General features: G+C 70.5%; 15 protein-coding genes, 2 tRNA genes, 2 rRNA genes and 3 pseudogenes. 7 read left to right on the forward strand and 15 right to left on the reverse strand.

What is annotated here, in order from left to right; all coding sequences use genetic code 11:
- Positions 1 to 6 precede the first annotated feature (6 nt).
- Positions 7 to 3,118: ribosomal RNA gene (locus JD77_RS05175) — 23S ribosomal RNA — on the reverse strand.
- 368 nt (positions 3,119 to 3,486) lie between these two features.
- Positions 3,487 to 5,002: ribosomal RNA gene (locus JD77_RS05180) — 16S ribosomal RNA — on the reverse strand.
- The 16S and 23S rRNA genes sit together here, the layout of an rRNA operon.
- Positions 5,003 to 5,624: 622 nt before the next feature.
- Between JD77_RS05180 and JD77_RS05185 the strand changes: the two genes are divergently transcribed.
- The gene (locus tag JD77_RS05185; protein WP_145773272.1) at positions 5,625 to 5,852 is read left to right on the forward strand and encodes a hypothetical protein; all 228 of its coding nucleotides are present in this window, start codon (positions 5,625 to 5,627) and stop codon (positions 5,850 to 5,852) included.
- Between the two features lie 81 nt (positions 5,853 to 5,933).
- Here JD77_RS05185 and JD77_RS05190 read toward each other — a convergent pair whose 3' ends face one another.
- The 6 genes from JD77_RS05190 to JD77_RS05215 form a co-directional block, all read right to left on the reverse strand.
- On the reverse strand, positions 5,934 to 6,731 hold the full coding sequence (locus JD77_RS05190) for a carbon-nitrogen hydrolase family protein (protein WP_145773273.1): 798 nt from the start codon (positions 6,729 to 6,731) through the stop codon (positions 5,934 to 5,936).
- A 105-nt stretch (positions 6,732 to 6,836) separates the two neighbouring features.
- Complete coding sequence (clpX, locus tag JD77_RS05195; RefSeq protein WP_145773274.1) at positions 6,837 to 8,132, reverse strand: ATP-dependent Clp protease ATP-binding subunit ClpX; 1,296 nt, start codon at positions 8,130 to 8,132, stop codon at positions 6,837 to 6,839.
- A gap of 213 nt (positions 8,133 to 8,345) precedes the next feature.
- Positions 8,346 to 9,008 (reverse strand): ATP-dependent Clp protease proteolytic subunit, encoded by a 663-nt coding sequence (locus tag JD77_RS05200; protein WP_145773275.1) that lies wholly within the window; start codon positions 9,006 to 9,008, stop codon positions 8,346 to 8,348.
- 14 nt (positions 9,009 to 9,022) lie between these two features.
- Positions 9,023 to 9,664 carry an ATP-dependent Clp protease proteolytic subunit gene (locus JD77_RS05205; protein ID WP_145773276.1) on the reverse strand — a complete coding sequence of 214 codons (642 nt, stop codon included), beginning with the start codon at positions 9,662 to 9,664 and terminating at the stop codon, positions 9,023 to 9,025.
- Positions 9,665 to 9,835: 171 nt separating this feature from the next.
- Positions 9,836 to 11,188, reverse strand: coding sequence for a trigger factor (tig, locus tag JD77_RS05210; protein ID WP_145773277.1), 1,353 nt, complete (start codon positions 11,186 to 11,188; stop codon positions 9,836 to 9,838).
- 144 nt (positions 11,189 to 11,332) lie between these two features.
- Positions 11,333 to 11,406, reverse strand: a tRNA-Pro gene (locus tag JD77_RS05215).
- 281 nt (positions 11,407 to 11,687) lie between these two features.
- Here JD77_RS05215 and JD77_RS05220 point away from each other — a divergent pair.
- A tRNA-Gly gene (locus tag JD77_RS05220) sits at positions 11,688 to 11,761 on the forward strand.
- A 131-nt stretch (positions 11,762 to 11,892) separates the two neighbouring features.
- On the opposite strand, the gene JD77_RS05225 is transcribed toward JD77_RS05220, so the two are convergent.
- Positions 11,893 to 12,306: a contact-dependent growth inhibition system immunity protein gene (locus tag JD77_RS05225; RefSeq protein ID WP_145773278.1), complete on the reverse strand. Its 414-nt coding sequence runs from the start codon at positions 12,304 to 12,306 to the stop codon at positions 11,893 to 11,895.
- A 98-nt stretch (positions 12,307 to 12,404) separates the two neighbouring features.
- Here JD77_RS05225 and JD77_RS35860 point away from each other — a divergent pair.
- Together JD77_RS35860 and JD77_RS35865 are read left to right on the forward strand one after the other, a co-directional pair.
- Positions 12,405 to 12,710 (forward strand): annotated as a pseudogene (locus JD77_RS35860) (winged helix DNA-binding domain-containing protein); the annotation flags it as partial.
- Between the two features lie 116 nt (positions 12,711 to 12,826).
- Positions 12,827 to 13,474 (forward strand): DNA glycosylase AlkZ-like family protein, encoded by a 648-nt coding sequence (locus JD77_RS35865; RefSeq protein WP_484213896.1) that lies wholly within the window; start codon positions 12,827 to 12,829, stop codon positions 13,472 to 13,474.
- On the opposite strand, the gene JD77_RS33380 is transcribed toward JD77_RS35865, so the two are convergent.
- Positions 13,449 to 13,979, reverse strand: coding sequence for a hypothetical protein (locus JD77_RS33380; RefSeq protein WP_246141371.1), 531 nt, complete (start codon positions 13,977 to 13,979; stop codon positions 13,449 to 13,451). The two genes, JD77_RS35865 and JD77_RS33380, sit on opposite strands and share 26 nt — an antisense overlap.
- Positions 13,964 to 14,629, reverse strand: a pseudogene (locus tag JD77_RS35410) (MFS transporter); the annotation flags it as partial. The pseudogene JD77_RS35410 and the gene JD77_RS33380, both read right to left, overlap by 16 nt.
- Before the next feature lie 281 nt (positions 14,630 to 14,910).
- Here JD77_RS35410 and JD77_RS05240 point away from each other — a divergent pair.
- Positions 14,911 to 16,845, forward strand: coding sequence for an Hsp70 family protein (locus JD77_RS05240; RefSeq protein ID WP_246140531.1), 1,935 nt, complete (start codon positions 14,911 to 14,913; stop codon positions 16,843 to 16,845).
- 1,240 nt (positions 16,846 to 18,085) lie between these two features.
- Here JD77_RS05240 and JD77_RS05245 read toward each other — a convergent pair.
- Positions 18,086 to 18,631: a hypothetical protein gene (locus JD77_RS05245; RefSeq protein WP_145773279.1), complete on the reverse strand. Its 546-nt coding sequence runs from the start codon at positions 18,629 to 18,631 to the stop codon at positions 18,086 to 18,088.
- A 108-nt stretch (positions 18,632 to 18,739) separates the two neighbouring features.
- Between JD77_RS05245 and JD77_RS05250 the strand changes: the two are divergent.
- Positions 18,740 to 19,971: pseudogene (locus JD77_RS05250) on the forward strand (GNAT family N-acetyltransferase).
- Positions 19,972 to 20,028: 57 nt separating this feature from the next.
- Positions 20,029 to 20,364 carry a hypothetical protein gene (locus JD77_RS05255; RefSeq protein WP_145773280.1) on the forward strand — a complete coding sequence of 112 codons (336 nt, stop codon included), beginning with the start codon at positions 20,029 to 20,031 and terminating at the stop codon, positions 20,362 to 20,364.
- Between the two features lie 31 nt (positions 20,365 to 20,395).
- On the opposite strand, the gene JD77_RS05260 is transcribed toward JD77_RS05255, so the two are convergent.
- The 3 genes from JD77_RS05260 to JD77_RS05270 all read right to left on the reverse strand — a co-directional run bounded on the left by JD77_RS05260 (position 20,396) and on the right by JD77_RS05270 (position 22,545).
- Positions 20,396 to 20,863 (reverse strand): ribose-5-phosphate isomerase, encoded by a 468-nt coding sequence (locus JD77_RS05260; RefSeq protein WP_145773281.1) that lies wholly within the window; start codon positions 20,861 to 20,863, stop codon positions 20,396 to 20,398.
- A 74-nt stretch (positions 20,864 to 20,937) separates the two neighbouring features.
- Positions 20,938 to 22,134 carry a DUF1015 family protein gene (locus JD77_RS05265; RefSeq protein ID WP_145773282.1) on the reverse strand — a complete coding sequence of 399 codons (1,197 nt, stop codon included), beginning with the start codon at positions 22,132 to 22,134 and terminating at the stop codon, positions 20,938 to 20,940.
- A 96-nt stretch (positions 22,135 to 22,230) separates the two neighbouring features.
- Positions 22,231 to 22,545, reverse strand: coding sequence for a hypothetical protein (locus tag JD77_RS05270; RefSeq protein WP_211372491.1), 315 nt, complete (start codon positions 22,543 to 22,545; stop codon positions 22,231 to 22,233).
- Positions 22,546 to 22,610: the final 65 nt, after the last annotated feature.

Consider the following 22,610-nt stretch of genomic DNA (forward strand, 5'->3'; position numbering starts at 1 on the left):
CCTTTGATAATCAAGTCCTCGGCCTATTAGTACCGGTCAACTCAACCCGTTACCGAGCTTACATCTCCGGCCTATCAACCCAGTCGTCTAGCTGGGGGCCTTACCCCCTCAAAGAGGGGTGGGATACCTCATCTTGAAGCAGGCTTCCCGCTTAGATGCTTTCAGCGGTTATCCCTTCCGAACGTAGCCAACCAGCCGTGCCCCTGGCGGGACAACTGGCACACCAGAGGTTCGTCCGTCCCGGTCCTCTCGTACTAGGGACAGCCCTTCTCAAGTATCCTACGCGCACGGCGGATAGGGACCGAACTGTCTCACGACGTTCTAAACCCAGCTCGCGTACCGCTTTAATGGGCGAACAGCCCAACCCTTGGGACCTGCTACAGCCCCAGGATGCGACGAGCCGACATCGAGGTGCCAAACCATCCCGTCGATATGGACTCTTGGGGAAGATCAGCCTGTTATCCCCGGGGTACCTTTTATCCGTTGAGCGACACCGCTTCCACATGCCAGTGCCGGATCACTAGTCCCGACTTTCGTCCCTGCTCGACCCGTCAGTCTCACAGTCAAGCTCCCTTGTGCACTTGCACTCAACACCTGATTGCCAACCAGGCTGAGGGAACCTTTGGGCGCCTCCGTTACCCTTTAGGAGGCAACCGCCCCAGTTAAACTACCCACCAGACACTGTCCCTGAACCGGATAACGGTCCGAAGTTAGATACCCAAATCAACCAGAGTGGTATTTCAACAATGCCTCCACCCATACTGGCGTATGGACTTCACCGGCTCCCACCTATCCTACACAAGCTAATTCAGATACCAATGTCAAGCTATAGTAAAGGTCCCGGGGTCTTTCCGTCCTGCCGCGCGTAACGAGCATCTTTACTCGTAATGCAATTTCGCCGGGCCTGTGGTTGAGACAGTGGGGAAGTCGTTACGCCATTCGTGCAGGTCGGAACTTACCCGACAAGGAATTTCGCTACCTTAGGATGGTTATAGTTACCACCGCCGTTTACTGGCGCTTAAGTTCTCCGCTTCGCCCCAAAAGGAGCTAACAGGTCCCCTTAACGTTCCAGCACCGGGCAGGCGTCAGTCCATATACATCGAATTACTTCTTCGCATGGACCTGTGTTTTTAGTAAACAGTCGCTTCCCCCTGCTCTCTGCGGCCATACAACGCTCCACCCGCAAGGGGCTTCACGTCTCCGGCCCCCCTTCTCCCTAAGTTACGGGGGCAATTTGCCGAGTTCCTTAACCACAGTTCGCCCGATCGCCTCGGTATTCTCTACCTGACCACCTGTGTCGGTTTGGGGTACGGGCCGCTCAGAACTCGCTAGAGGCTTTTCTCGGCAGCATAGGATCACTGACTTCACCTGAATCGGCTCGGCATCACGTCTCAGCCCACATGTGCTGCGGATTTGCCTACAGCACGGCCTACACGCTTACCCCGGCACAACCACCGGCCGGGCTCAGCTACCTTCCTGCGTCACCCCATCGCTTGACTACTACCCACCAGGATCCCACGCTCCCCACCCTCAACCCGAAGGTCTTGGATGGCTTGGGTGGTTAGCACAGCAAGGTTCATCAGGGACGCTCTTTCGCGGGTACGGGAATATCAACCCGTTGTCCATCGACTACGCCTCTCGGCCTCGCCTTAGGTCCCGACTCACCCAGGGCGGATTAGCCTGGCCCTGGAACCCTTGGTCATCCGGCGGAAGGGTTTCTCACCCTTCATTCGCTACTCATGCCTGCATTCTCACTCGTGCCGCGTCCACGACTAGGTCACCCCGTCGCTTCACCCCCGGCACGACGCTCCCCTACCCATCCACACACCTGCACCAGATATCAAGACCTGGCGAAGTAAAAATGTGAATGCCACAGCTTCGGCGGTGTGCTTGAGCCCCGCTACATTGTCGGCGCGGAACCACTTGACCAGTGAGCTATTACGCACTCTTTAAAGGGTGGCTGCTTCTAAGCCAACCTCCTGGTTGTCTATGCGACCCCACATCCTTTTCCACTTAGCACACGCTTAGGGGCCTTAGCTGGTGATCTGGGCTGTTTCCCTCTCGACTACGAAGCTTATCCCCCGCAGTCTCACTGCCGCGCTCTCACTTACCGGCATTCGGAGTTTGGCTGATTTCGGTAAGCTTGTGGGCCCCCTAGACCATCCAGTGCTCTACCTCCGGCAAGAAACACGCGACGCTGCACCTAAATGCATTTCGGGGAGAACCAGCTATCACGGAGTTTGATTGGCCTTTCACCCCTAACCACAGGTCATCCCCCAACTTTTCAACGTTGGTGGGTTCGGCCCTCCACGCGGTCTTACCCGCGCTTCAGCCTGCCCATGGCTAGATCACTCCGCTTCGGGTCTAGAGCATGCGACTCAAACGCCCTATTCAGACTCGCTTTCGCTACGGCTCCCCCACACGGGTTAACCTCGCCACATGCCACTAACTCGCAGGCTCATTCTTCAAAAGGCACGCCGTCACCCCGCAAGGCTCCGACGGATTGTAGGCGAACGGTTTCAGGTACTATTTCACTCCCCTCCCGGGGTACTTTTCACCATTCCCTCACGGTACTCGTCCGCTATCGGTCACCAGGAAGTATTTAGGCTTACCAGGTGGTCCTGGCAGATTCACGGCAGATTACAGGAGTCCGCCGCTACTCGGGAACACCCACAGAAGACCAGCCACTTTCACCTACCGGACTCTCACCGCCTACGGTCAGCCTTCCCAGACTGTTCGGCTAGCAACTGGCTTTGTAACTCCTCAGGTGGTTGTCAGCCCACCTCGCAGGGTCCCACAACCCCGACCACGCAACCCCTGACAGGTATCACACGCAACCGGTTTAGCCTACATCCGCTTTCGCTCGCCACTACTCACGGAATCACATGTTGTTTTCTCTTCCTACGGGTACTGAGATGTTTCACTTCCCCGCGTTCCCCCCATACACCCTATGTGTTCAGGTGCAGGTGACATCACATGACTGATGCCAGGTTTCCCCATTCGGACACCCTGGGATCACAGCTCGGTTGACAGCTCCCCCAGGCCTATCGCGGCCTCCCACGTCCTTCATCGGCTCCTGGTGCCAAGGCATCCACCGTTCGCCCTTGACAACTTGACCACAAAGATGCTCGCGTCCACTGTGCAATTCTCAACAAACGACCAACCCACAACCCACAGCCCCACACCAGCCCGACACACGTCGACGGTATGCGAGACCAGGCCATGCCTGGCAGCCCCCAGAACTCACGTCCTGGCCAAGGCTCCGAAAGAAACAACCCACGGTTGTTCCTTCAGGACCCAACAGGGTGCTATCCATCCTCCCCAGCCGCACCACAACCAACCGTTCCACACCACCGAAGTGGCCGTACCAGGCGTCGTAGCCGTTGCCAGGATCGAACTCACCAGTGTCTCCGCCATCGAGCACCCCGACCCGACATTCGCAGGTCGCTGGCTCCATACCGTCCTTCGACGGATGGTGCTCCTTAGAAAGGAGGTGATCCAGCCGCACCTTCCGGTACGGCTACCTTGTTACGACTTCGTCCCAATCGCCAGCCCCACCTTCGACGGCTCCCTCCCTTACGGGTTGGGCCACCGGCTTCGGGTGTTGCCGACTTTCGTGACGTGACGGGCGGTGTGTACAAGGCCCGGGAACGTATTCACCGCAGCGTTGCTGATCTGCGATTACTAGCGACTCCGACTTCACGGGGTCGAGTTGCAGACCCCGATCCGAACTGAGACCGGCTTTTTGGGATTCGCTCCACCTCACGGTATCGCAGCCCATTGTACCGGCCATTGTAGCATGCGTGAAGCCCTGGACATAAGGGGCATGATGACTTGACGTCATCCCCACCTTCCTCCGAGTTGACCCCGGCAGTCTTCGATGAGTCCCCGCCATAACGCGCTGGCAACATCGAACGAGGGTTGCGCTCGTTGCGGGACTTAACCCAACATCTCACGACACGAGCTGACGACAGCCATGCACCACCTGTCACCGGCCCCGAAGGACCCCCCATCTCTGGAGGATTTCCGGCGATGTCAAACCCAGGTAAGGTTCTTCGCGTTGCATCGAATTAATCCGCATGCTCCGCCGCTTGTGCGGGCCCCCGTCAATTCCTTTGAGTTTTAGCCTTGCGGCCGTACTCCCCAGGCGGGGCGCTTAATGCGTTAGCTGCGGCACAGGGAACCGGAGAGGCCCCCCACACCTAGCGCCCAACGTTTACAGCGTGGACTACCAGGGTATCTAATCCTGTTCGCTCCCCACGCTTTCGCTCCTCAGCGTCAGTATCGGCCCAGAGACCCGCCTTCGCCACCGGTGTTCCTCCTGATATCTGCGCATTTCACCGCTACACCAGGAATTCCAGTCTCCCCTACCGAACTCTAGCCTGCCCGTATCGACTGCAGGCCCGCAGTTGAGCCGCGGGTTTTCACAGTCGACGCGACAAGCCGCCTACGAGCTCTTTACGCCCAATAAATCCGGACAACGCTCGCGCCCTACGTCTTACCGCGGCTGCTGGCACGTAGTTGGCCGGCGCTTCTTCTGCAGGTACCGTCACTTGCGCTTCGTCCCTGCTGAAAGAGGTTTACAACCCGAAGGCCGTCATCCCTCACGCGGCGTCGCTGCATCAGGCTTCCGCCCATTGTGCAATATTCCCCACTGCTGCCTCCCGTAGGAGTCTGGGCCGTGTCTCAGTCCCAGTGTGGCCGGTCGCCCTCTCAGGCCGGCTACCCGTCGTCGCCTTGGTAGGCCATCACCCCACCAACAAGCTGATAGGCCGCGAGCCCATCCCAGGCCGAAAAACTTTCCACCACCAGCCATGCGGCCAGCAGTAATATTCGGTATTAGCCCCCGTTTCCGAGGGTTATCCCAAAGCCTAGGGCAGGTTGCTCACGTGTTACTCACCCGTTCGCCGCTCGAGTACCCCGAAGGGCCTTTCCGCTCGACTTGCATGTGTTAAGCACGCCGCCAGCGTTCGTCCTGAGCCAGGATCAAACTCTCCAACAAAAACTTGGAAAATCATCCTGACAACAAAAATGTTGCCAAAGGAATCCACACCAGCCGAACCAAAGCTCGACCAGCGCGGGGGTAAATCATAATTGGCACTGGCTTATCAAGCACCCTGTTGAGTTCTCAAAGAACAACCACACACCAACCAGAAGCCCGACCTGCGGACCCCGTTTGGGGCAACCTATCCATCCGCCCGCCCGCGTCAACCCCGTTTCCGAGATCTTCGCGTCGATTCAGACGAGACCCACGGCGACGCACGCCAGACTTGGCGGTCGTTTCTGTCGTGGGAAACCGCAGACCGGCCGATCGCCGCTTCGCGGCCATCCGCCCGGCTCCTGCCGGCTTCAGAACTCTAGCTGGTCGGCTTCGCGATCGCAACTCCGTCTCACCGGAGAACTTTCGCACCGCCCAGATCCCCAGCCTCGCTCGGCGTGTCCGCCACGAGCCTGGCACCCGCTCTCGGCCGGTTTGTCCTGCCTCCCGCGTGCAGAGAGAAAGTTACGCGGACGTCCCGCAGAAGGCAAATCGGTGGCTGTCGCTGGATTGCGCCGACGGCTTCCGCGCCCGCCGTCCATCCGCTCGCCCACACGTCGGCGCCGGTCGTGTCAGAGTGTCTGACATGGATGACGCCTCGCCGTTCCCGGCGACCACGCTCGCCGAGGAAGCGCTGCTCGGACTGCTGCTGCCGTTCTGGCAGCTGGTCATCGGTGCCGTCGTGCTGGTCGTCATCCTGGTCTCGCTCCGCCGGCTGGCTCACCGCGGCCGGTCCCGGATGACCACGGCGCTCCTCGTCACGGCCGCCGCGATCGCCGGCCTGACGATGATCGGGGTCCTGTTGCAGGGCTGACCGCTCCGTCGGGCAGCACGCCCGACCCGGCCAATCGGTGACGGATCCACCCGGACGACCAGAGCGGCCGGCGCCGGAGCGTCAGAGGCGGCGGTTGGCCAGGCTGGGCACCTCGGCGCGGATGGTCCGGAGCCGGTCGAGGTCCAGGTCGACGACGGTCAGGCCCGGGCCGTCCGGCACCTGGCCGAGGATCGTCCCCCACGGGTCGACGATCATGCTGCGACCGAAACACGTACGCGCCGGCTCGTGGTCGCCGATCTGGCCGGCCGCCGCGACGAAACACTGGTTCTCGATGGCCCGCGCCCGCAGCAGTACCTCCCAGTGGTCGCGCCCGGTGTGCAGCATGAACGCCGCCGGCACCACCAGCAGCTGCGCGCCCCCGTCGGTCGCCAGTTGGCGGTACAGCTCCGGGAAGCGGAGGTCGTAGCAGATCGAGAGGCCGACCCGGAGGCCCTCGACGTCGACCACCACCGGCCTCTCGCCGGGTGCGACCGTCGCCGACTCGAGGTAGGAAACCCGGCCGGGGATCTCCACGTCGTACAGGTGGATCTTGCGATAGCTGGCCGCCAGCGCACCGGAACGGTCGAAGACCAGCGACGTGTTCCAGGTGTGCTCGGGGTCCGGACCCTGCTCGTGGAACGATCCCGCGATGACCCAGATGCCGAGCCGGCGGGCGACCTCGGCGAAGAACCGCCCAACCGTGCCGTCGACGGTCTCGGGCGCGGGCATCCGGTCGGCGGTGCCGAGGTAGTCGACGTACTCCGGGAGGACCGCCAGGTCGGCCCCGGCCTCGGCGGCGCGGACCAGCAGGGCCTCCGCGGCCGCAAGGTTGGCGGCCCGGTCGTCGCGGGCGTTGAGCTGACAGACAGCGACGCGCATGAGATCAGCGTACGGGCGGAAGTGGCGCGGCGACAGCCTTGACGGCTCTCGGCGGACCGGAAGCCCGCGGCGGTCCGCCGCCGGCGGGACCGCCCGATCGACGGGTCAGGCGGACTTCTCCTCACGGTCCCGGCGCGCCCGGCGGCCCGTGAACTCGCGCGGCACGATGGTCGGGTTGACGTTCTCCAGCACGACCTCGCGCGTGATCAGCACCCGGGCGGCGTCGGGGTTGCTCGGCACCTCGTACATCACGGAGAGCAGGACCTCTTCCATGATCGCGCGAAGGCCCCGGGCGCCGGTGCCGCGCAGCATGGCCTGGTCGGCGATGGCCTCCAGCGCCGCCTGCTCGAACTCCAGCTCGACGCCGTCCAGCTCGAAGAGGCGCTGGTACTGCTTGACCAGCGCGTTGCGTGGCTCGGTGAGGATCCGCACCAGGGCCGCCCGGTCGAGGCTGCGGACGTTGGTGATCACGGGGAGCCGGCCGATGAACTCCGGGATCAGCCCGAACTTGAGCATGTCCTCTGGCATGACCTGGCTGAAGATGTCGTCGGTCGACCGCTCGGAGACCGACCGGAGCCGCGCGCCGAAGCCGGTGCCGCCGTGCCCGGTGCGGGCCTCGATGATCTGGTCGAGCCCCGCGAAGGCGCCGCCGCAGATGAACAGCACGTTCGTGGTGTCGATCTGGATGAACTCCTGGTGCGGGTGTTTGCGCCCGCCCTGCGGCGGCACGTTGGCCACCGTGCCTTCCAGCATCTTGAGCAGGGCCTGCTGGACGCCCTCGCCGGACACGTCCCGGGTGATCGACGGATTCTCCGACTTGCGGGCGATCTTGTCGACCTCGTCGATGTAGATGATGCCGGTCTCGGCGCGCTTGATGTCGTAGTCCGCGGCCTGGATCAGCTTGAGGAGGATGTTCTCCACGTCCTCGCCCACGTAGCCGGCCTCGGTGAGCGCGGTGGCGTCGGCGATGGCGAACGGGACGTTGAGCATCCGCGCCAGGGTCTGCGCCAGGTGGGTCTTGCCACACCCGGTCGGGCCCAGCAGCAGGATGTTGGACTTGGCCAGCTCGACGGTGTCGCTGCCGGAGCCCGGCGCGCCGGCCGCCTCGGCCTGGATGCGCTTGTAGTGGTTGTAGACCGCGACGGCGAGGGCCTTCTTGGCCTGGTCCTGACCCACGACGTAGTTGTCGAGGAACTGGCAGATCTCCATCGGCTTGGGAAGCTCTTCCCACTTCACCTCGCCGGACTCGGCCAGCTCCTCTTCGATGATCTCGTTACAAAGATCGATGCACTCGTCGCAGATGTAGACGCCGGGACCCGCAATGAGTTTCTTGACCTGCTTCTGCGACTTGCCGCAGAAGGAGCACTTCAGTAGGTCGCCGCCGTCACCGATCCGTGCCACCTACGTTCTCCCTGCGCTCATCGGCCGGGACACCGGCCATGACCTGCGGATGCTGTGCTCCGCCCGTCTCCGTTCACCCCGTCGGGCCGACCCGGCACGGCGGTACAGACCCGACGTTACCCGCTGGCGGGGGTTTCTCCGACCCCCAAAACGGGTGTGTCAGGAGGCCGGCCGGGAACGACGCCCCGACCGACCCCTCCGACCCGGTACGGCTCAGCTGGCGGCGTTGGCCGCCAGGAGGCCCTTCTTGCGGCTGGTGAGGATGGTGTCGACCAGCCCGTACTCGCGGGCCTCCTCCGCCGTCATAATCTTGTCCCGGTCGATGTCCTTGCGGACCTTGTCGACCGGCTGGTTGCAGTGCCGGGAGAGCATCTCCTCCAGCTGCGTGCGCATCCGCAGGATCTCCCGGGCCTGGATCTCGATGTCCGAGCCCTGCCCGTAGCCGCCCTCGGTGGCCGGCTGGTGGATGATGATCCGGGAGTTCGGCAGCGCCATCCGCTTGCCGGGGGTGCCGGCGGCGAGCAGCACGGCGGCCGCGCTGGCCGCCTGGCCCAGGCAGACCGTCATGATGTCCGGCCGGACGTACTGCATGGTGTCGTAGATCGCCGTCATGGCGGTGAACGAGCCGCCCGGCGAGTTGATGTACATGATGATGTCGCGGTCCGGGTCGGTGCCCTCGAGCGTCAGCAGCTGCGCCATCACGTCGTTGGCCGACGCGTCGTCCACCTGGACGCCGAGGAAGATGATCCGGTCCTCGAAGAGCTTGTTGTACGGGTTGGACTCCTTGACCCCGTACGACGTGCGCTCGACGAACGACGGCAGGACGTAGCGGTTGTGCACGGCCCCGAACTGGGGCGGCAGGCTCAGGTCGGTCATCGTCAGCTCCTCGGTCAGCTCAGGGTCCCGGCGCCTTCCGGAACCTGGGCGGCTCCGGTGATCACCTTGTCGATGAAGCCGTAGTCCATGGCCTCCTGGGCGGTGAACCAGCGGTCGCGATCCGAGTCCGCCTCGATCTGGGCCTGGTCCTGGCCGGTGTGGAAGGCCACCCGCTCCTGGAACATGCGCTTGGTGTAGAGCATCTGCTCCGCCTGGATGGCGATGTCGGACGCCGTGCCGCCCATGCCGCCCGACGGCTGGTGCATCATGATCCGCGCGTGCGGGAGGGCGTACCGCTTGCCCTTGGTGCCCGCGCAGAGCAGCAGCTGCCCCATGGAGGCCGCCATGCCCATCGCCACGGTGGAAACGTCGTTGTCGATGTACTGCATCGTGTCGTAGATCGCCATGCCCGAGTAGACCGAGCCGCCCGGCGAGTTGATCCAGAGGAAGATGTCCCGGTCCGGGTCCTCCGCCGCGAGCAGCAGCAGCTGCGCGCAGATGCGGTTGGCCACCTGGTCGTTCACCTCGCTGCCCAGGAAGATGATCCGCTCCTTGAGCAACCGGTTGTATACCGAGTCGTCGAGGTTGCCAATGTTGTCGCCACCGCGGGCGTCGATCGCCCTGAGGGGCTTCGATGGGATGTGCATGTCGGTCATGGCAGCCCTTCGCTCTCCGTACCGTCCTACCCGACACTAACCGCTCAGGCGGGTCGCAGAGTCCCGGTCGGGGCACTGTTCGCTGACAGCGCACCACTCGGAAGACGTACCCGGAAAAGGGATTCGGCCGCCGCCCACCGGGACCGGTGGGCGGCGGCCTCGCCCGAGGCGTCAGTGCTCGTGATCGTGGTCGTGCTCCTCGGCGCCCTCCGCGCGGATCGCGTCGAGGCTCACCTCGTTGCCGGCCGCGTCCTTGATCTTGATGCGCTCCATCACCGAGGCGAGCGCCTTGCCGCGCCGCACGTCGCCGAAGACGGCGGCTGCCGCGCCGGAGCGGACGAGCTGGTCGTAGTACTGCTGCGGCGCCATCCCGGCGCGCTGGGCGCGGTGGACGATCTCGTGGCCGAACTCGTCGTCGGAGACCTGGACGTCCTCGGCGTCGGCCAGGGTGTCCAGCAGCAGCTGGATCTTGACGCCCTCGGTCGCCGCCTCGTTCAGCTCGGCGTCGATCTGCTCCTCGGTCTTCTCCTCGGCGGCGAGGTACTCCTCCAGGGAGGCGCCGATGCGCTCGAGCTGGTCGACCATGGCCTGCTTGCGGCTCTCGACCTCCTCGCGGACGACGCCCTCCGGCGCCGGCACCGAGGCGGCCTCGACGAGCTGCTCGAGGGCCTTGTCCCGGGCGGCGTAGATCTGCTCGACCCGCTTGCCCCGGGTGACCCGCTCGCGCAGGTCGTTGCGCAGCTCCTCGATGGTGTCGAACTCGCTCGCCATCTGGGCGAAGTCGTCGTCGAGCTCCGGCAGCTCCTTCTCCTTGACCGTGCGGACGGTCACTGCCACCTCGGCGTCCCGGCCGGCGAAGTCGCCGCCCACGAGCTGGGTGGTGAAGGTGGTGCTCTCGCCGGCGGCGAGGCCGACGAGGGCCTCGTCCAGCCCCGGCAGGAGCTGCTTGCTGCCGACCTCGTGCGAGATGTTCGCCGCCGAACCGCCGGGGACGTCCTCACCGTCGACCGTGGCGTTCAGGTCGATCTGGACGTAGTCGCCCTCCTGCGCGGCCCGCTCGACGGTCTTCAGGGTGGCGAACCGCTCGCGCAGGTTCTTCACCTGCTCGTCGATCTCGCTGTCGTCGACCTTGAGCTCGTCGACCGTGACCTCGACGCTGCTCAGGTCGGGCAGGGTGATCTCGGGCCGGACGTCGACCTCGGCGGTGAAGTTCAGCGAGTCCCCGTCGGCGAACTCGGTGATCTCGACCTCGGGGCGACCGAGGGTCTTCAGGTCGTGCTCGCGGACCGCGGCGAGGATGTTCTGCGGGATGGCCTCCTGCACCGCCTCGTTGAGGACGGTGCCCCGGCCGACGCGCTGGTCGATGACCGCGGGCGGCACCTTGCCCCGGCGGAAGCCGGGAACCTGGACCTGCTGGCCGATCTCCCGGTACGCCTTCTTGAGGCTCGGCTCGAGCTCGACGAACGGCACCTCGATGGCGAGCCGCACGCGCGTCGGGCTCAGAGTCTCGACGGTGCTCTTCACAGGCGTACTCCTTGACGGATCTCAGTTGAGTCTGGGCGTGATTCAGCCCATCGAGTGTAGGCGAGCCGGCGCGAGGCCCCGGCAGCGCCCGGGGGGCCGCGCGAGGACGGCGGCGACCCTGGGCGGCCCGGCCGCGGACGACAGTCGGGGTGGCGGGATTTGAACCCACGGCCCCTCGCTCCCAAAGCGAGTGCGCTACCAAGCTGCGCCACACCCCGTGGCGACCAGAAGTGTATGCCGTCGAGCTCCAGCAGGAGTGCCGGGGCGTCCCACAACGCGCCGCCCCAGACAAAACGCCCATGCTGCCTCCGCCGGGCTCACGCGGCTTCGTGATCGACTCCGTGGTGGCGACATGGCGGTGTCCGAGCCGCCCCGATGCCCCCATGTCGGCGACACGGAGGGGATCACCCCGGCTCGGCCGCGTCGCGCGGTATGGGGCTGCGCGGCCGGGCCGGACACCGGGTAGGCTGTCGGCGCGCGCCCGTACGGCGGGGCGCACGCGGGCGTAGCTCAATGGCAGAGCTTCAGTCTTCCAAACTGACGGTGCGGGTTCGATTCCCGTCGCCCGCTCCACACCACTCCGGCCCAGGTCAGAGGCCATATCCGCCGGGCCTGCGGCGGTGCCATCCCCGGGCCGCCCACCTCCGCGGCGCGCCGCCCCGGGGTCAAGGCCTGGTCCTCGATCCGGGGGCGACGAGGCGATCTCATTGACCGAGGAACCGGAGCATGGCGTCGCGAAGCTGTCGGTCCGGGTCCCGGGGCCTCAGACCAGGGTCGGAGAACGGAGGACGGGCGACAAGCTCGGTCAGCACGGACGCGAGTCGCTTCCGCTCCGCCCGTAGGCCCGACCAGGCGGAGTCGGGTAGCCGCAGCACGTTGGAGAGCAGGTCGCCCGGGTAGTGGTCGCCCTCGGCCAGGGGGTCGCGGAGCAGGACCCGCACCGCGATCGGCAGCAGGGCCGGCACGCCGATCTCCTGCCCGAGCATGACGCGCAGGTCCTCGACCGTGAACGCCGCCAGCGGCTTGCGTCGCAGTTCGTTGCACCGCCGCACCAGGGAGGAGGCGTCCGGGCCGGGATCCGGCCAGACGTCGCGCTCAAGGTTCTCGATGGTGGTCACGGCCGTCAGGGTAGTTCGCCCGGTGTCCCCTGAGACGCCGCCAACCAGGGCAGAGCCGCCGCGTCTAGGGTCGGGGAATGGTCGACCGACGGCAGGTGATGAGCTTCCGGTTCCGGGCCCAGCAGTTGGATCGCGCGCGGGGCGGGCTCGACGACACCGCGATCCTGGACATCGGCGTGCAGGACACCGGCCCGGACGGGGCCAGGTGGGCGCTCGCCCTGCGTGGCGTCGACGTGGCGGCGCTGCCGGCCGAGGCGTTGCTGCTGCTGTGGACGGTGCGCGGGGCGCCGCACCTGTACCGCCGGTCCGACGCGGGCGCGGTGGCGGCCGCGGTGGAGCCGTACTCGGACGCCGACGCGGGCAAGCGCATCTACGACGCGGCCAAGCCGTTGAAGGCGGCCGGCATCGGCAACCTGGCGGCCCTGGACGAGGTGGCCTCCCGGATGCGGGCCATCGTCACCCGGCCCACCGTCAAGGGGAGGTCTCGGGCCGCCTGGCCGAGGCGCTGCCCGAGCCGTACCTGCGATCGTGCCGGCCCTGCAAGGCCACCCACCTGTACGAGATGCCGTTCCGGCTCGCCGCCGTGCGGGCCGGGCTGGAACTGCGGCTCGGCACCTCACCGCCGGTGCTGGAACGCATCCCCGGGTTCCGGAAGGCGGCGACCCCGGACGACCGGTTCGACCTGATCCGGGCGTACCTGCGCCTGCTCGGTCCGGCCACGCCCAAGCACGTCGCCGACTACCTCGACGCGCCGGTGAAGGACGTGCAGGCGCGCTGGCCCGCGGACGCCGTGGAGGTGGCTGTCGACGGCGAGCCGCGCTGGTTGCTGGCCGGCGACGAGCGGGCCCTGGCCTCGGCCGACGCCGAGGGTTGCCGGCTGCTCGGCCCGTTCGACCTGTTCCTCCAGGCCAAGGACCGGTCCACGCTGATGCCGGACGCGGCCCTCGCCAAGGAGCTGTGGCCGGTGCTGGGCCGTCCCGGCGCCGTCCTGGTCGACGGGGAGTTGGTCGGCACCTGGCGGCCCCGCAAGTCCGGCCGCGCGTTCACGGTCGCCGTCCGGCCCTGGCGCAGGCTGGACCCGGCGACCCGCGACGCGGTCGCCGAGCAGGCCGAGCGCCTCGCCGCGTACCGTGGCGTGAGCCTCACCGGCGTCGACTTCGGCGACTAGGCCGGCGGAGGGCGACCGCCGTCATGACGGCGACCGCGGCCAGCCCGGCGACGGGGGCGGGCACGAAGCCGTACCGGAACTGCGCGACCGGGCCGGTGAGCGCCGCCCCGGCGGCGCTGCCCACGGTGAAGGCGGTGATCACCCAGGCGAACGCCTCCGCGATCGTGCCGGGCGGGGCGAGCCGGTCGGCGGCGGTGAACACGGCGGTCAGCACCGGGGGCAGCGCGAACCCGGCGACGGCCAGCAGCAGCGCCATCCACGGCGGGCCGGGCAGCGCCAGCAGCGGCAGGAAGCCGGCGGCGAAGGCGGCGGTGAGCAGCGGGAGCCGGCCCCGGCCGCCGGCGCCGGCCCGCGTGTAGAGCAGGCCGCCGACCAGGGCGCCGCCGGCCTGCGCCGCGAGCAGCCAGCCGCTGAGCGCGCGGGCGCCGGCCGCCTCGGCGTACGCGGTGACGGCCACCGGGAGGCTGCCGATCGCCGCCCCGACGCAGACGACCCCGGCGAGCATCGCGGTGAACCGGCCGGCGCGCAGCGGGCCGGCCCAGTGCCGGGCGCCGGCTCCCCGCGCCAGGCGCGTACGGCCGGGGTGAGCGCGAAGACGGCGGTGCCGGCGAGCTGGAGGACGGCGGCGGCGACCAGGCCGGCCGCCGGGCCGGCGAGGGCCACCGTGGCGAGCGTGACCGGTGGGCCCGCCACGAAGATCACCTCCTGTAGGGCGACGTCCAGCGCGTACGCGGCGGGGACGGTGGCCCGGGGCAGCAGGTCCGGCCAGAGGGCCCGCAGGCATGCCTCCAGCGGCGGCGTGCCGAGCCCGGCCGCGGCGGCTCCGGGTACGGCGAGGGCGAGCTCGCCGCCGCTGGCCGCGACGGCCAGGAAGCCGAGGCCGGACAGCACCGCGGAGCCCCACAGCACGGGCGGTTGGCGCCAGCGGTCCACGGTGCGGGCGAGCACGGGCGCGCCCAGGGCCATCGCCGCCGTGTACGCGGCGACGAGGAGGCCGGCGGCGGTGAGGCTGAGGGACTGGCGGCCGAACAGCAGCAGCGCGAGCGGCCCGGAGGCCAGCGGCAGCCGGCCGACCTGGCTGGCCACGAGCACCCGCGGGACCTGCGGTGCCCGCAGGACGGCCGAGGCGCCGACGGAGGAACTGACAGCGGACATGGATCATCGCTCCCGGTGCGACAGGGTGGGGGTGGACGCGTCGGTGCTCGTGCGCGTCAGGGAGCGAAGTCGGCCCGCTCGTGGTCGTCGCCGTAGAGCGGCAGGGCAGGCGTGGCCCAGCGGGCGTACGCCGCCGCGAGAGCCTCCACCCGGACCACGCGCCGACCGTACCGCGTGCCGCCCCCACGCGCCGCCCCCACCCGGGCGGCGGCGGGAGGCCGGGTGTCGCGCCTGCGTACGATGCGGGGCCGGGATCCCCTCGTACCCGGAGGTAGCGGCAGATGGCAGGTCAGCACGAGGGGTACGCCCTCGGCGTGGACCTCGGCACGTCGAACACGGTGGCGGTGCTGCGCTGGCCGGACGGCCGGACCCGCCCGCTGCTGGTCGACGGCCAGCCGGTGCTCCCCTCCGGTGTCTACGCCGACGCCGACGGCCGGCTGCACGTCGGGCGGGACGCGCGGCGGCTGGCGCAGGCCGACCCGGGCCGGTACGAGCCGAACCCGAAACGCCGCATCGACGACCCGGCCGTACGGTTGGGCGACCGCGAGTACGTCCCCGCCGACCTGCTGGCGGCGGTCCTGCACGCGGTGGGGCAGGCGGCGGTCGCCGCGGTCGGTTTCCTGCCCCCGGCGGTCGTGACCTGCCCGGCGTCGTGGGACGCCGCCCGGCGTCAGGTCCTGTTCGACGCGCTGCTGCGGGCGGGCTGGCCGCAGGCGGCGGAGCACACCCTCTCCGGCCCCACCCCGCCCGGGACCCGGTTACTGCGCGAGCCGGTCGCCGCCGCCCGCTACTACACGCAGGTGCTGCGGCGGCCGGTGCCCGTCGGCGGCTCGATCGCCGTGTTCGACCTCGGCGGCGGCACGCTCGACGTGGCGGTGCTGCGCAACGAGGGCGCGGACCCGTGGGGCGATTCGGGCTTCACGGTGACCGCCGCCGGCGGCGCGCCCGACCTGGGCGGCCTCGACCTGGACGCGGCGCTGGTCGGGCGGCTGGGCGAGCTGGTGGCCGCTACGCACCCGGCGGACTGGGAGCGCCTGACCGACCCCGCCGACGCGGGGCAGTGGCGCGACCGCCACCAGCTCTGGGAGGGCGTCCGCGAGGCCCGGGAGATGCTGTCCCGGGCGACGGTGGCGCCCGTCGTCGTCCCCCGGTCGCAGGCGGTGGTCCGGCTGACCCGAGAGGACCTGGAGCGGGTGGCCGCGCCGCTGCTGCGCCGGGCGGTGGAGGAGACCCGGAAGGTCGTCGCCGCCGCCGGCCTCACCCCGGAGCAGCTGGCGGGGCTGTTCCTGGTCGGCGGGCCGACCCGGATGCCGCTGGTGGCCCGGCTGCTGCACGCCGAGCTGGGCATCGCGCCGACCGTGCTGGAGCAGCCGGAGCTGCCGGTGGCCGAGGGGGCGCTGACGGACCTGCCGACGCCCCGCCCGGCCCCGCGCCGCCGCCCGCGCCGGCCGGGCCGACCCCCGGAGGCGTACCGCCCACCGTGCCGACCCCCGGAGGCGTACCGCCCACCGTGCCGACTGCCGGAGGCGTCCCGCCCACCGTGCCGACTGCCGGAGGCGTCCCGCCCACCCTGCCGGGCGCGCCGGGCCCCGGCGGCGCGTCGCCGACCGTGCCGGCCGGCGGCCTGCCGCCCACCCGGCTCGACGGCGCGCCGGGGGTCCCGCTGTCGCCCGCCGGCCCGCCGGCGGGTCCCTGGGGCCAGCCGATCTCCGGCCCGCCGGTCTCGGGCCCACCCGTCTCGGGTACGCCCGCCCCACCGCCGGCCGGGCCGCTGCGGGGCGGGCGCGCGCTCTGGATCACCGTCGCCGCCGTCGCCGCGCTCCTCGGGGTGGGCGGCGGGGCCGCGCTGTGGCTTACCCGGGACCCCTATCCGGCCCTGGAGTTCGACCTCGACGAGGTCAAGCGCATCAGGGCCGGCGACGAGCGCCCGACGGAGGCGTTCACCGCGGTGCTCGGCGACGCCGGGTACGTGGCGTACCCGCTGCCCGACGACCGCCTGGAGATCGTGGCGGTCGACGCGAACACCGGGGCGCAGCGGTGGCGGAAGCAGACCGCCCAGCCGGCGGAGCAGTGGGACGGGATCGTGGCCGTGCCCGGCGCCGTGGCGGTGTTCGCCGGCGCGATCGGCTCGGACACCCCGCGCGAGCTGGAGCTGCGCGACGCCGGCTCCGGGGAGCTGCGGTGGCGGCGGACGATCACCGGCGACGACAAGGTGATTTTCGGCCGGGACGTGGCGGTGCTCGTGGAGCGGGCCGGCGACCGGCTGGTCGGGCTGCGCCTGCGCGACGGCGAGCCCGCCTGGAAACCGATCGACAACCCGCGGACCGAGTCCGGCGACGCCCGCAGCACCGTACTGCGGGTGGGCAGCGAGGAGAGCGCGGGCGGCCCGGCGTACACGGACGGGACGCCCCGCGACCCCTGGCGCGGCGAGGCGGACCGGCTGGTGCAGCTCGGCGCGGACCGCTCGGCGCGGCTGATCGACATGACCGGCGGCTCGGTCGTGCGTACCTGGCGCTCCGTCGCCGACCGAGACGACCTGGTCGCCGCCCGGGACGACCGGATGTACGTGGTCGACGACTCCGGCGGCCAGTACCGGCTGCTCGCGTACGACCTGACCCGGGTGGGCGAGCCGGTGATCCTGCACACCGCGCCGGACGACCGGCGGCGGCCGGAGGCGCTGGTGGCCTGCGGCGAGGACCGGGCGTGCCTGCTGGAGGTGCCGTCCGGCGAGGCGGACCGGGCCGAGGTGGTGGCGGTCACCGGGGACGGCAAGGCGAAGCACTGGACGGCGCCGGGGGCCAAGGAGCTGGTCCCGGTGGGCGAGCACCTGCTCGCCCGGCGGACGTACCCGGAGCCGGCGTCGACGCTGTTCGACCCGGAGGGGCGGGCGGTGCTGGCCGACCGCCCCGGGGTGGCCGTCCGGCTCGACGGGGGCAACCTGCTGGTCTTCGCCGACCCGCTCGGCGGCGGCGAGGCCGACCGCAGCGTGGCCGGGATGGCCGTCGACTCCCAGAAGCCGGACGAGTTGGGCGAGCTGCTGGACGTCCGCGGCGAGTCGTGCTCGTGGAACACCAGCGTGATCCTCTGCGCGGCGGAGAAGGACTTCGTCCTGTACCGCTTCGCGCGGTCGTGACGCCGCCCGCCACCCGTTTTCCGACGTCCGGACCACGAAGGAGCACGGCGCGGACGGGACGGTCTACAACTACGACGGCATGGTGGCCCCGGACGGCGGGGAGCCCGGCGTCGAGGACCCGCGGGCGCGGGTGGCCTCGCCCAGGGCGGACGCCGAGGGACACGGCGGAAGCCACTGACCCGGCCGCCCTCCCGGCGCGGATGAACTCCCGCCGGCCGGGTAAGCCGGCGCCGACCGGCGGGGGAACGACCGGCGTCGCGGCGGACCGCGACGCGCGGGCGGGCGGCTGGGGCACGCCCCGCCGCCCGCCGGTGCCGGCCGGGTCAGCCGCCCGTGACCCAGTTCCAGGCGGACATCACCCACTCGGTCTGCCGGAGGTAGGCGACCCCCAGGCCGACCAGGAACACCGCCGTCACGAGGTGGGCGCCGCGGGCGCTGCGCCGGACGCGCCCCAACTGCCGCTCCAGGACCACGCGGCCGAGCAGCCGGGACAGCCCGAACAGCCCGACGGCCACCAGCAGGCTCAGCACGAAGGTGAGCACGGGCGCGCCGAGGTTGCCGCGCCCGGAGATCGCCCAGATGCCCCAGCAGACGAACGCGAACAGGCCGCCGGCGGCGCTCCACTCGCCGCCGACCCGCAGCTGCGCCAGATGCCAGCTCAGCGGGCGGCGGGCCTGCGGGCCGTCGGACCAGAGACCGTCGTGCTCCCCGGGGTGGACGGTGGAGAACTGCTCGGTACGCGGGGTGCGCGGCTGCCCGACGGAGGCCACGCCCCGGCGGAAGGCGTCGCGCTGGGGCGGCACCCCGACACCCGGCTGCGGTGACACCTCCACGGTCCGCTCCGCCCACGGCTGTGTCTGGTCTGCCATCTCGCGCCCTCCCCCTGACCGGTGCCGGCGTCGACCGCCCGCGTCTTCGAGGGTAGCCAGCCCGGTAAATCGGTCGCCGACCCCGTACGGGTCGGGTAGACACGGGCGATGACACATCCCCTGCTTCCGATACGGGTCGCGCGCCCCGGTGACTTCGACGAGGTGGCCCGGCTGGTCGAGGTCGCGTTCCACGCCACGCTCGGCGAGGAGGTGCGCGAGGCGGAGCGGGGGCTGTGGGAGCCGGAGCGAGGGCTCGTGGTCCGGGACGGGCCGGACCTGGTGGCGCACGCCACGGCGGGCACCCGGGAGTTGACCGTGCCGGGCGCCGTCGTACCGGCCGCGCACGTCACGGGGGTCGCGGTGCTGCCGACGCACCGCCGCCGCGGGCTGCTCACCCGGCTCATGCGGCGGCAGCTGCGCGAGATCCGCGACGCGGGCCGGGAGCCGGTCGCCGTGCTCTGGGCCAGCGAGGGCAGGATCTACCCCCGGTTCGGCTACGGCCTGGCCGCGCAGCAGCTCACCGTCGAGTGCGCCACCGCCGAGCTGCGGCTGCCCGCCCCGGCCCCCGTCGAGGGCCGGCTGCGCCTGGACCGGCCGGCCCCCGGCAGCCCGAGCTGGCCCGGCTGTACGACCGGCTGCGCGTCGACCGCCCCGGCTGGTCGAGCCGGGACGAGCGGTGGTGGCGGTACGTGCTCAACGACCCGCCCGGCGAGCGCGGCGGCGCCACCGAGCGCCGGGTGGTGCTGCACGAGGGTCCGGGCGGTGACGTCGACGGGTACGCGCTGTGGCGTACCCGTGGGGAGTGGGACGCGGCCGGGCCGCGCGGGGTGACCATGGTCCAGGAGGTCGTCGCGGCGAACGTACCGGCCCGGCTGGCGCTGTGGCGGATGCTGCTGTCGCTCGACCTGACCCGCCGGCTCGACTACCGGGGCCCGGTGGACGATCCGCTGCTGCGCCTGGTGGACGAGCCGCGCCGGCTGGAGGCGCGGCTCGTCGACGCCCTCTGGGTACGGGTGGTCGACGTGCCCGCCGCCCTGGCGGCCCGCCGGTACGCCACCGAAGTGGACGTGACGATCGAGGTCACCGACGAGCTGCTGCCGGAGAACGCGGGCCGCTGGCGGCTGCGCGGCGGGCCGGACGGGGCCCGGTGTGGGCCCGCCGACGGGCCGGCGGACCTGGCCTGCGACGTACGGGCGCTCGGCGAGCTGTACCTGGGCGGCACGGGGCTGACCGCGCTGGCCGACGCCGGCCGGATCGTCGAGCGGCGGGCCGGGGCCCTGGCCGCGGCCGGCCCGGCGTTCACCTGGCACCGGGCGCCTGCCCCGATGGGCACCTTCTGACCCGCCCCGCCCGGGCCGGGGCGGGCGTTCGAGCGGCGCGGGCGGTACGGTCGGTTCATGGGGGACGCGGAGCGACGGCGACGCCGGCTGCGGCACCAGTCCGACGGCGAGGGGCGGAACGGCGAGGGGCCGACCGCCGCCACGACCGGGGTGCACGACCCGGTGGAGCCGCCACGGCGCCGGGGCGGGCCCGCCGCCGACGACCGGGACGGCGAGCGGGGCCTGCGCGGCCTGGTCGGCCCCGGATCGTCCCAGGTGGGGCTGAGCGCCGCGCTACGGGCCCGCGACGCCGCCCGGCCCACCGAGGAGGACATGACCGAGGCGGAGGCCCGGGTGGTGATCGTCCGGCGCAACTGGGTGCCCCGCGAGGACCTGCCGCGCACCAACCGCTGACCGGGCACGCCGAGGGCGGCCCGGCGGACGGTCAGGGCAGCTCGGGCAGTTCCCGGTTCTGCTCGTACGCGGCCACCTGGCCGATCCGGCGGGAGTGCCGCGGGTTACCGGAGAACGGCGTGGCGAGGAACGCCTCCACGATGGCGGTCGCCTCGTCGAGGGTGTGCTGGCGGGCACCGACGGCGACGATGTTGGCGTCGTTGTGCTCACGGCCCAGCTGGGCGGTGTCCAGGCTCCAGGCCAGCGCCGCCCGGACGCCGGCGACCTTGTTCGCGGCGATCTGCTCGCCGTTGCCCGAACCGCCGATGACCACCCCGAGGCTGCCCGGGTCGGCCACCACGCGGGCGCCGGTGTGCAGGCAGAACGCCGGGTAGTCGTCGTCCGGGTCGAAGACGTGCGGACCGACGTCGACCACCTCGTACCCCTGCTTGGCCAGGTGGTTGACCAGGTGCCCCTTCAGCTCGAAACCGGCGTGGTCGGATCCCAGGTAGACGCGCATACCGCGCAGTCTGTCAGGCCGTTCCTCCTCCGGCGGCGCGGGGGCGGCACCGGAGGAGGCGGATTCGTCACAGGTCAGCGGACCTCGGCCGACACCAGGCCGGCCCGGGCCTTCGGCGTGAACCAGGTGCTCTTGCGCGGCATCTTCTCCCGGGCCAGGTTCACGGCGACGAAGTCGTCCACGGTCACCGGGGCGATCAGCACGGCCAGCTCCGCCCGGCCCGCGTCGACCTCGCCGGTGAGCCAGCTCGCCGGGTAGTCGCCCCCGACGTAGGTGATCCGCTTGTCGCCCGGGTCGAGGCCGAGCGCGTCGCGCAGCAGCACCCGCTCCACCAGGGCGTGGTCGAGGTTCTCCAGCCGGCCGCCGTCGACGTGCGGCAGCCGCACGGCGTACCCGCCGTCGGGGAGCCGGAGATGGACGGTGCCGCCGGCCGCCGGGACGTCGACCGGCCCGTCGACTGCGGTGACCTCGGCGCCCGCGGCGCGGAGCCGGTCGAGCAGCTCGACCGGGGGCACGGTCAGCTCGCTGACCAGCCGGTTGTACGGCTGGATGGCCACGGAGGCGGGGGTGGTGACCACAGCCAGGAAGCGCGGCAGGTGACCGGTCTGGGCGGCCAGGCTGCGGTGGTTGCCGTCGGCGACCACCAGCTCGCCGCCGCCGGCGAGCGCGGTCAGCTCGTCCTGCTCGGGCCCGGGGCCGACCAGCCAGATCGCGTGGGTGCGCCCGGCCTGGTCGACGTCGGTGGCGGCGGGCGCCCCGGCCGCCTCCGTCGCCGCGGCCAGCGCGGCGTGCAGCTCGTCGCCCCGGCCGGTCTGCAGCAGCAGGACGGGCGAGAGCAGGTGCCCGAGCGCCTCGGCGAGGGCGACCCGCTCCCGCACCTTGGCGATGAAGACGTCCTCGTTGCGGATGACCAGGCCGGGCTCGTCCGCGCTGGTGGAGATCTGGTCGGTGTCGACCAGGGCCCACAGGCCGTACGCGGGCTCCTCCCCCGGCGCGCTGATCCGGTACAGGACCACGACCTGCTCGGCCGGCGTGTAGCTGCCGTCGGCCTTGGCCTCGGCGAGCCGGGCCACCGCGTCGGGCAGCGCGTCGAGGAACGGCTTCCCCACGCTGCCCGGCGCCCGGTGCGGCATCTCGATACCGAGGGCACTGTGCGGGTTGGCCTCGATGATCGCGGTGATCTCCGCGTCGTCGGCGAACTCGTCGTAGTTCTGCGCGCCGGTGCCGCCAGTGGTGATCCAGGCCCGGGCGATCGGATGCACGACCGTCATGTCCGCTGACGCTACCGGCGGGCGGTGGCGCCGCGCGTCGGACCCCGCACCCCGTCCACCAGATGAAAGGAAGGCCGCTGTCACCAGGGGCCCCGCTCACTCGTCGCTGCGGTGCCGCCCCGTGCCGGCCGCGGTGGCGGCGGGGGCCGCGGCGGGTACCGGGTCCGGCGCGGGCGCGCGTACCGGGATCGTCACGGCGACCGGGTCGGCGGGCGGGGTCAGCCGGGAGGTGGCCACCACCCGGGCCACGCCGACCACGATCGGCGGCGCCAGCAGGTCGACCATCTCGGCCGGCAGGGCCGGCCGTACGGAGGGCCAGCGCCCCTCGGCCACGGACCAGTACGTCACGCCGGAGTCCCCGGTCGGCGCCCCCGCTGGCGCGTCGTCGGACGTACTGCGGTGCTTGCTCATCGGATCGCCTCCACGGCTGCCACGTTGGCCCGGCGGGGCCATCGGCTGGGACATCCGGTGAAACG

This window comes from Micromonospora olivasterospora (assembly GCF_007830265.1).
In the GTDB taxonomy this organism is placed as follows: domain Bacteria; phylum Actinomycetota; class Actinomycetes; order Mycobacteriales; family Micromonosporaceae; genus Micromonospora; species Micromonospora olivasterospora.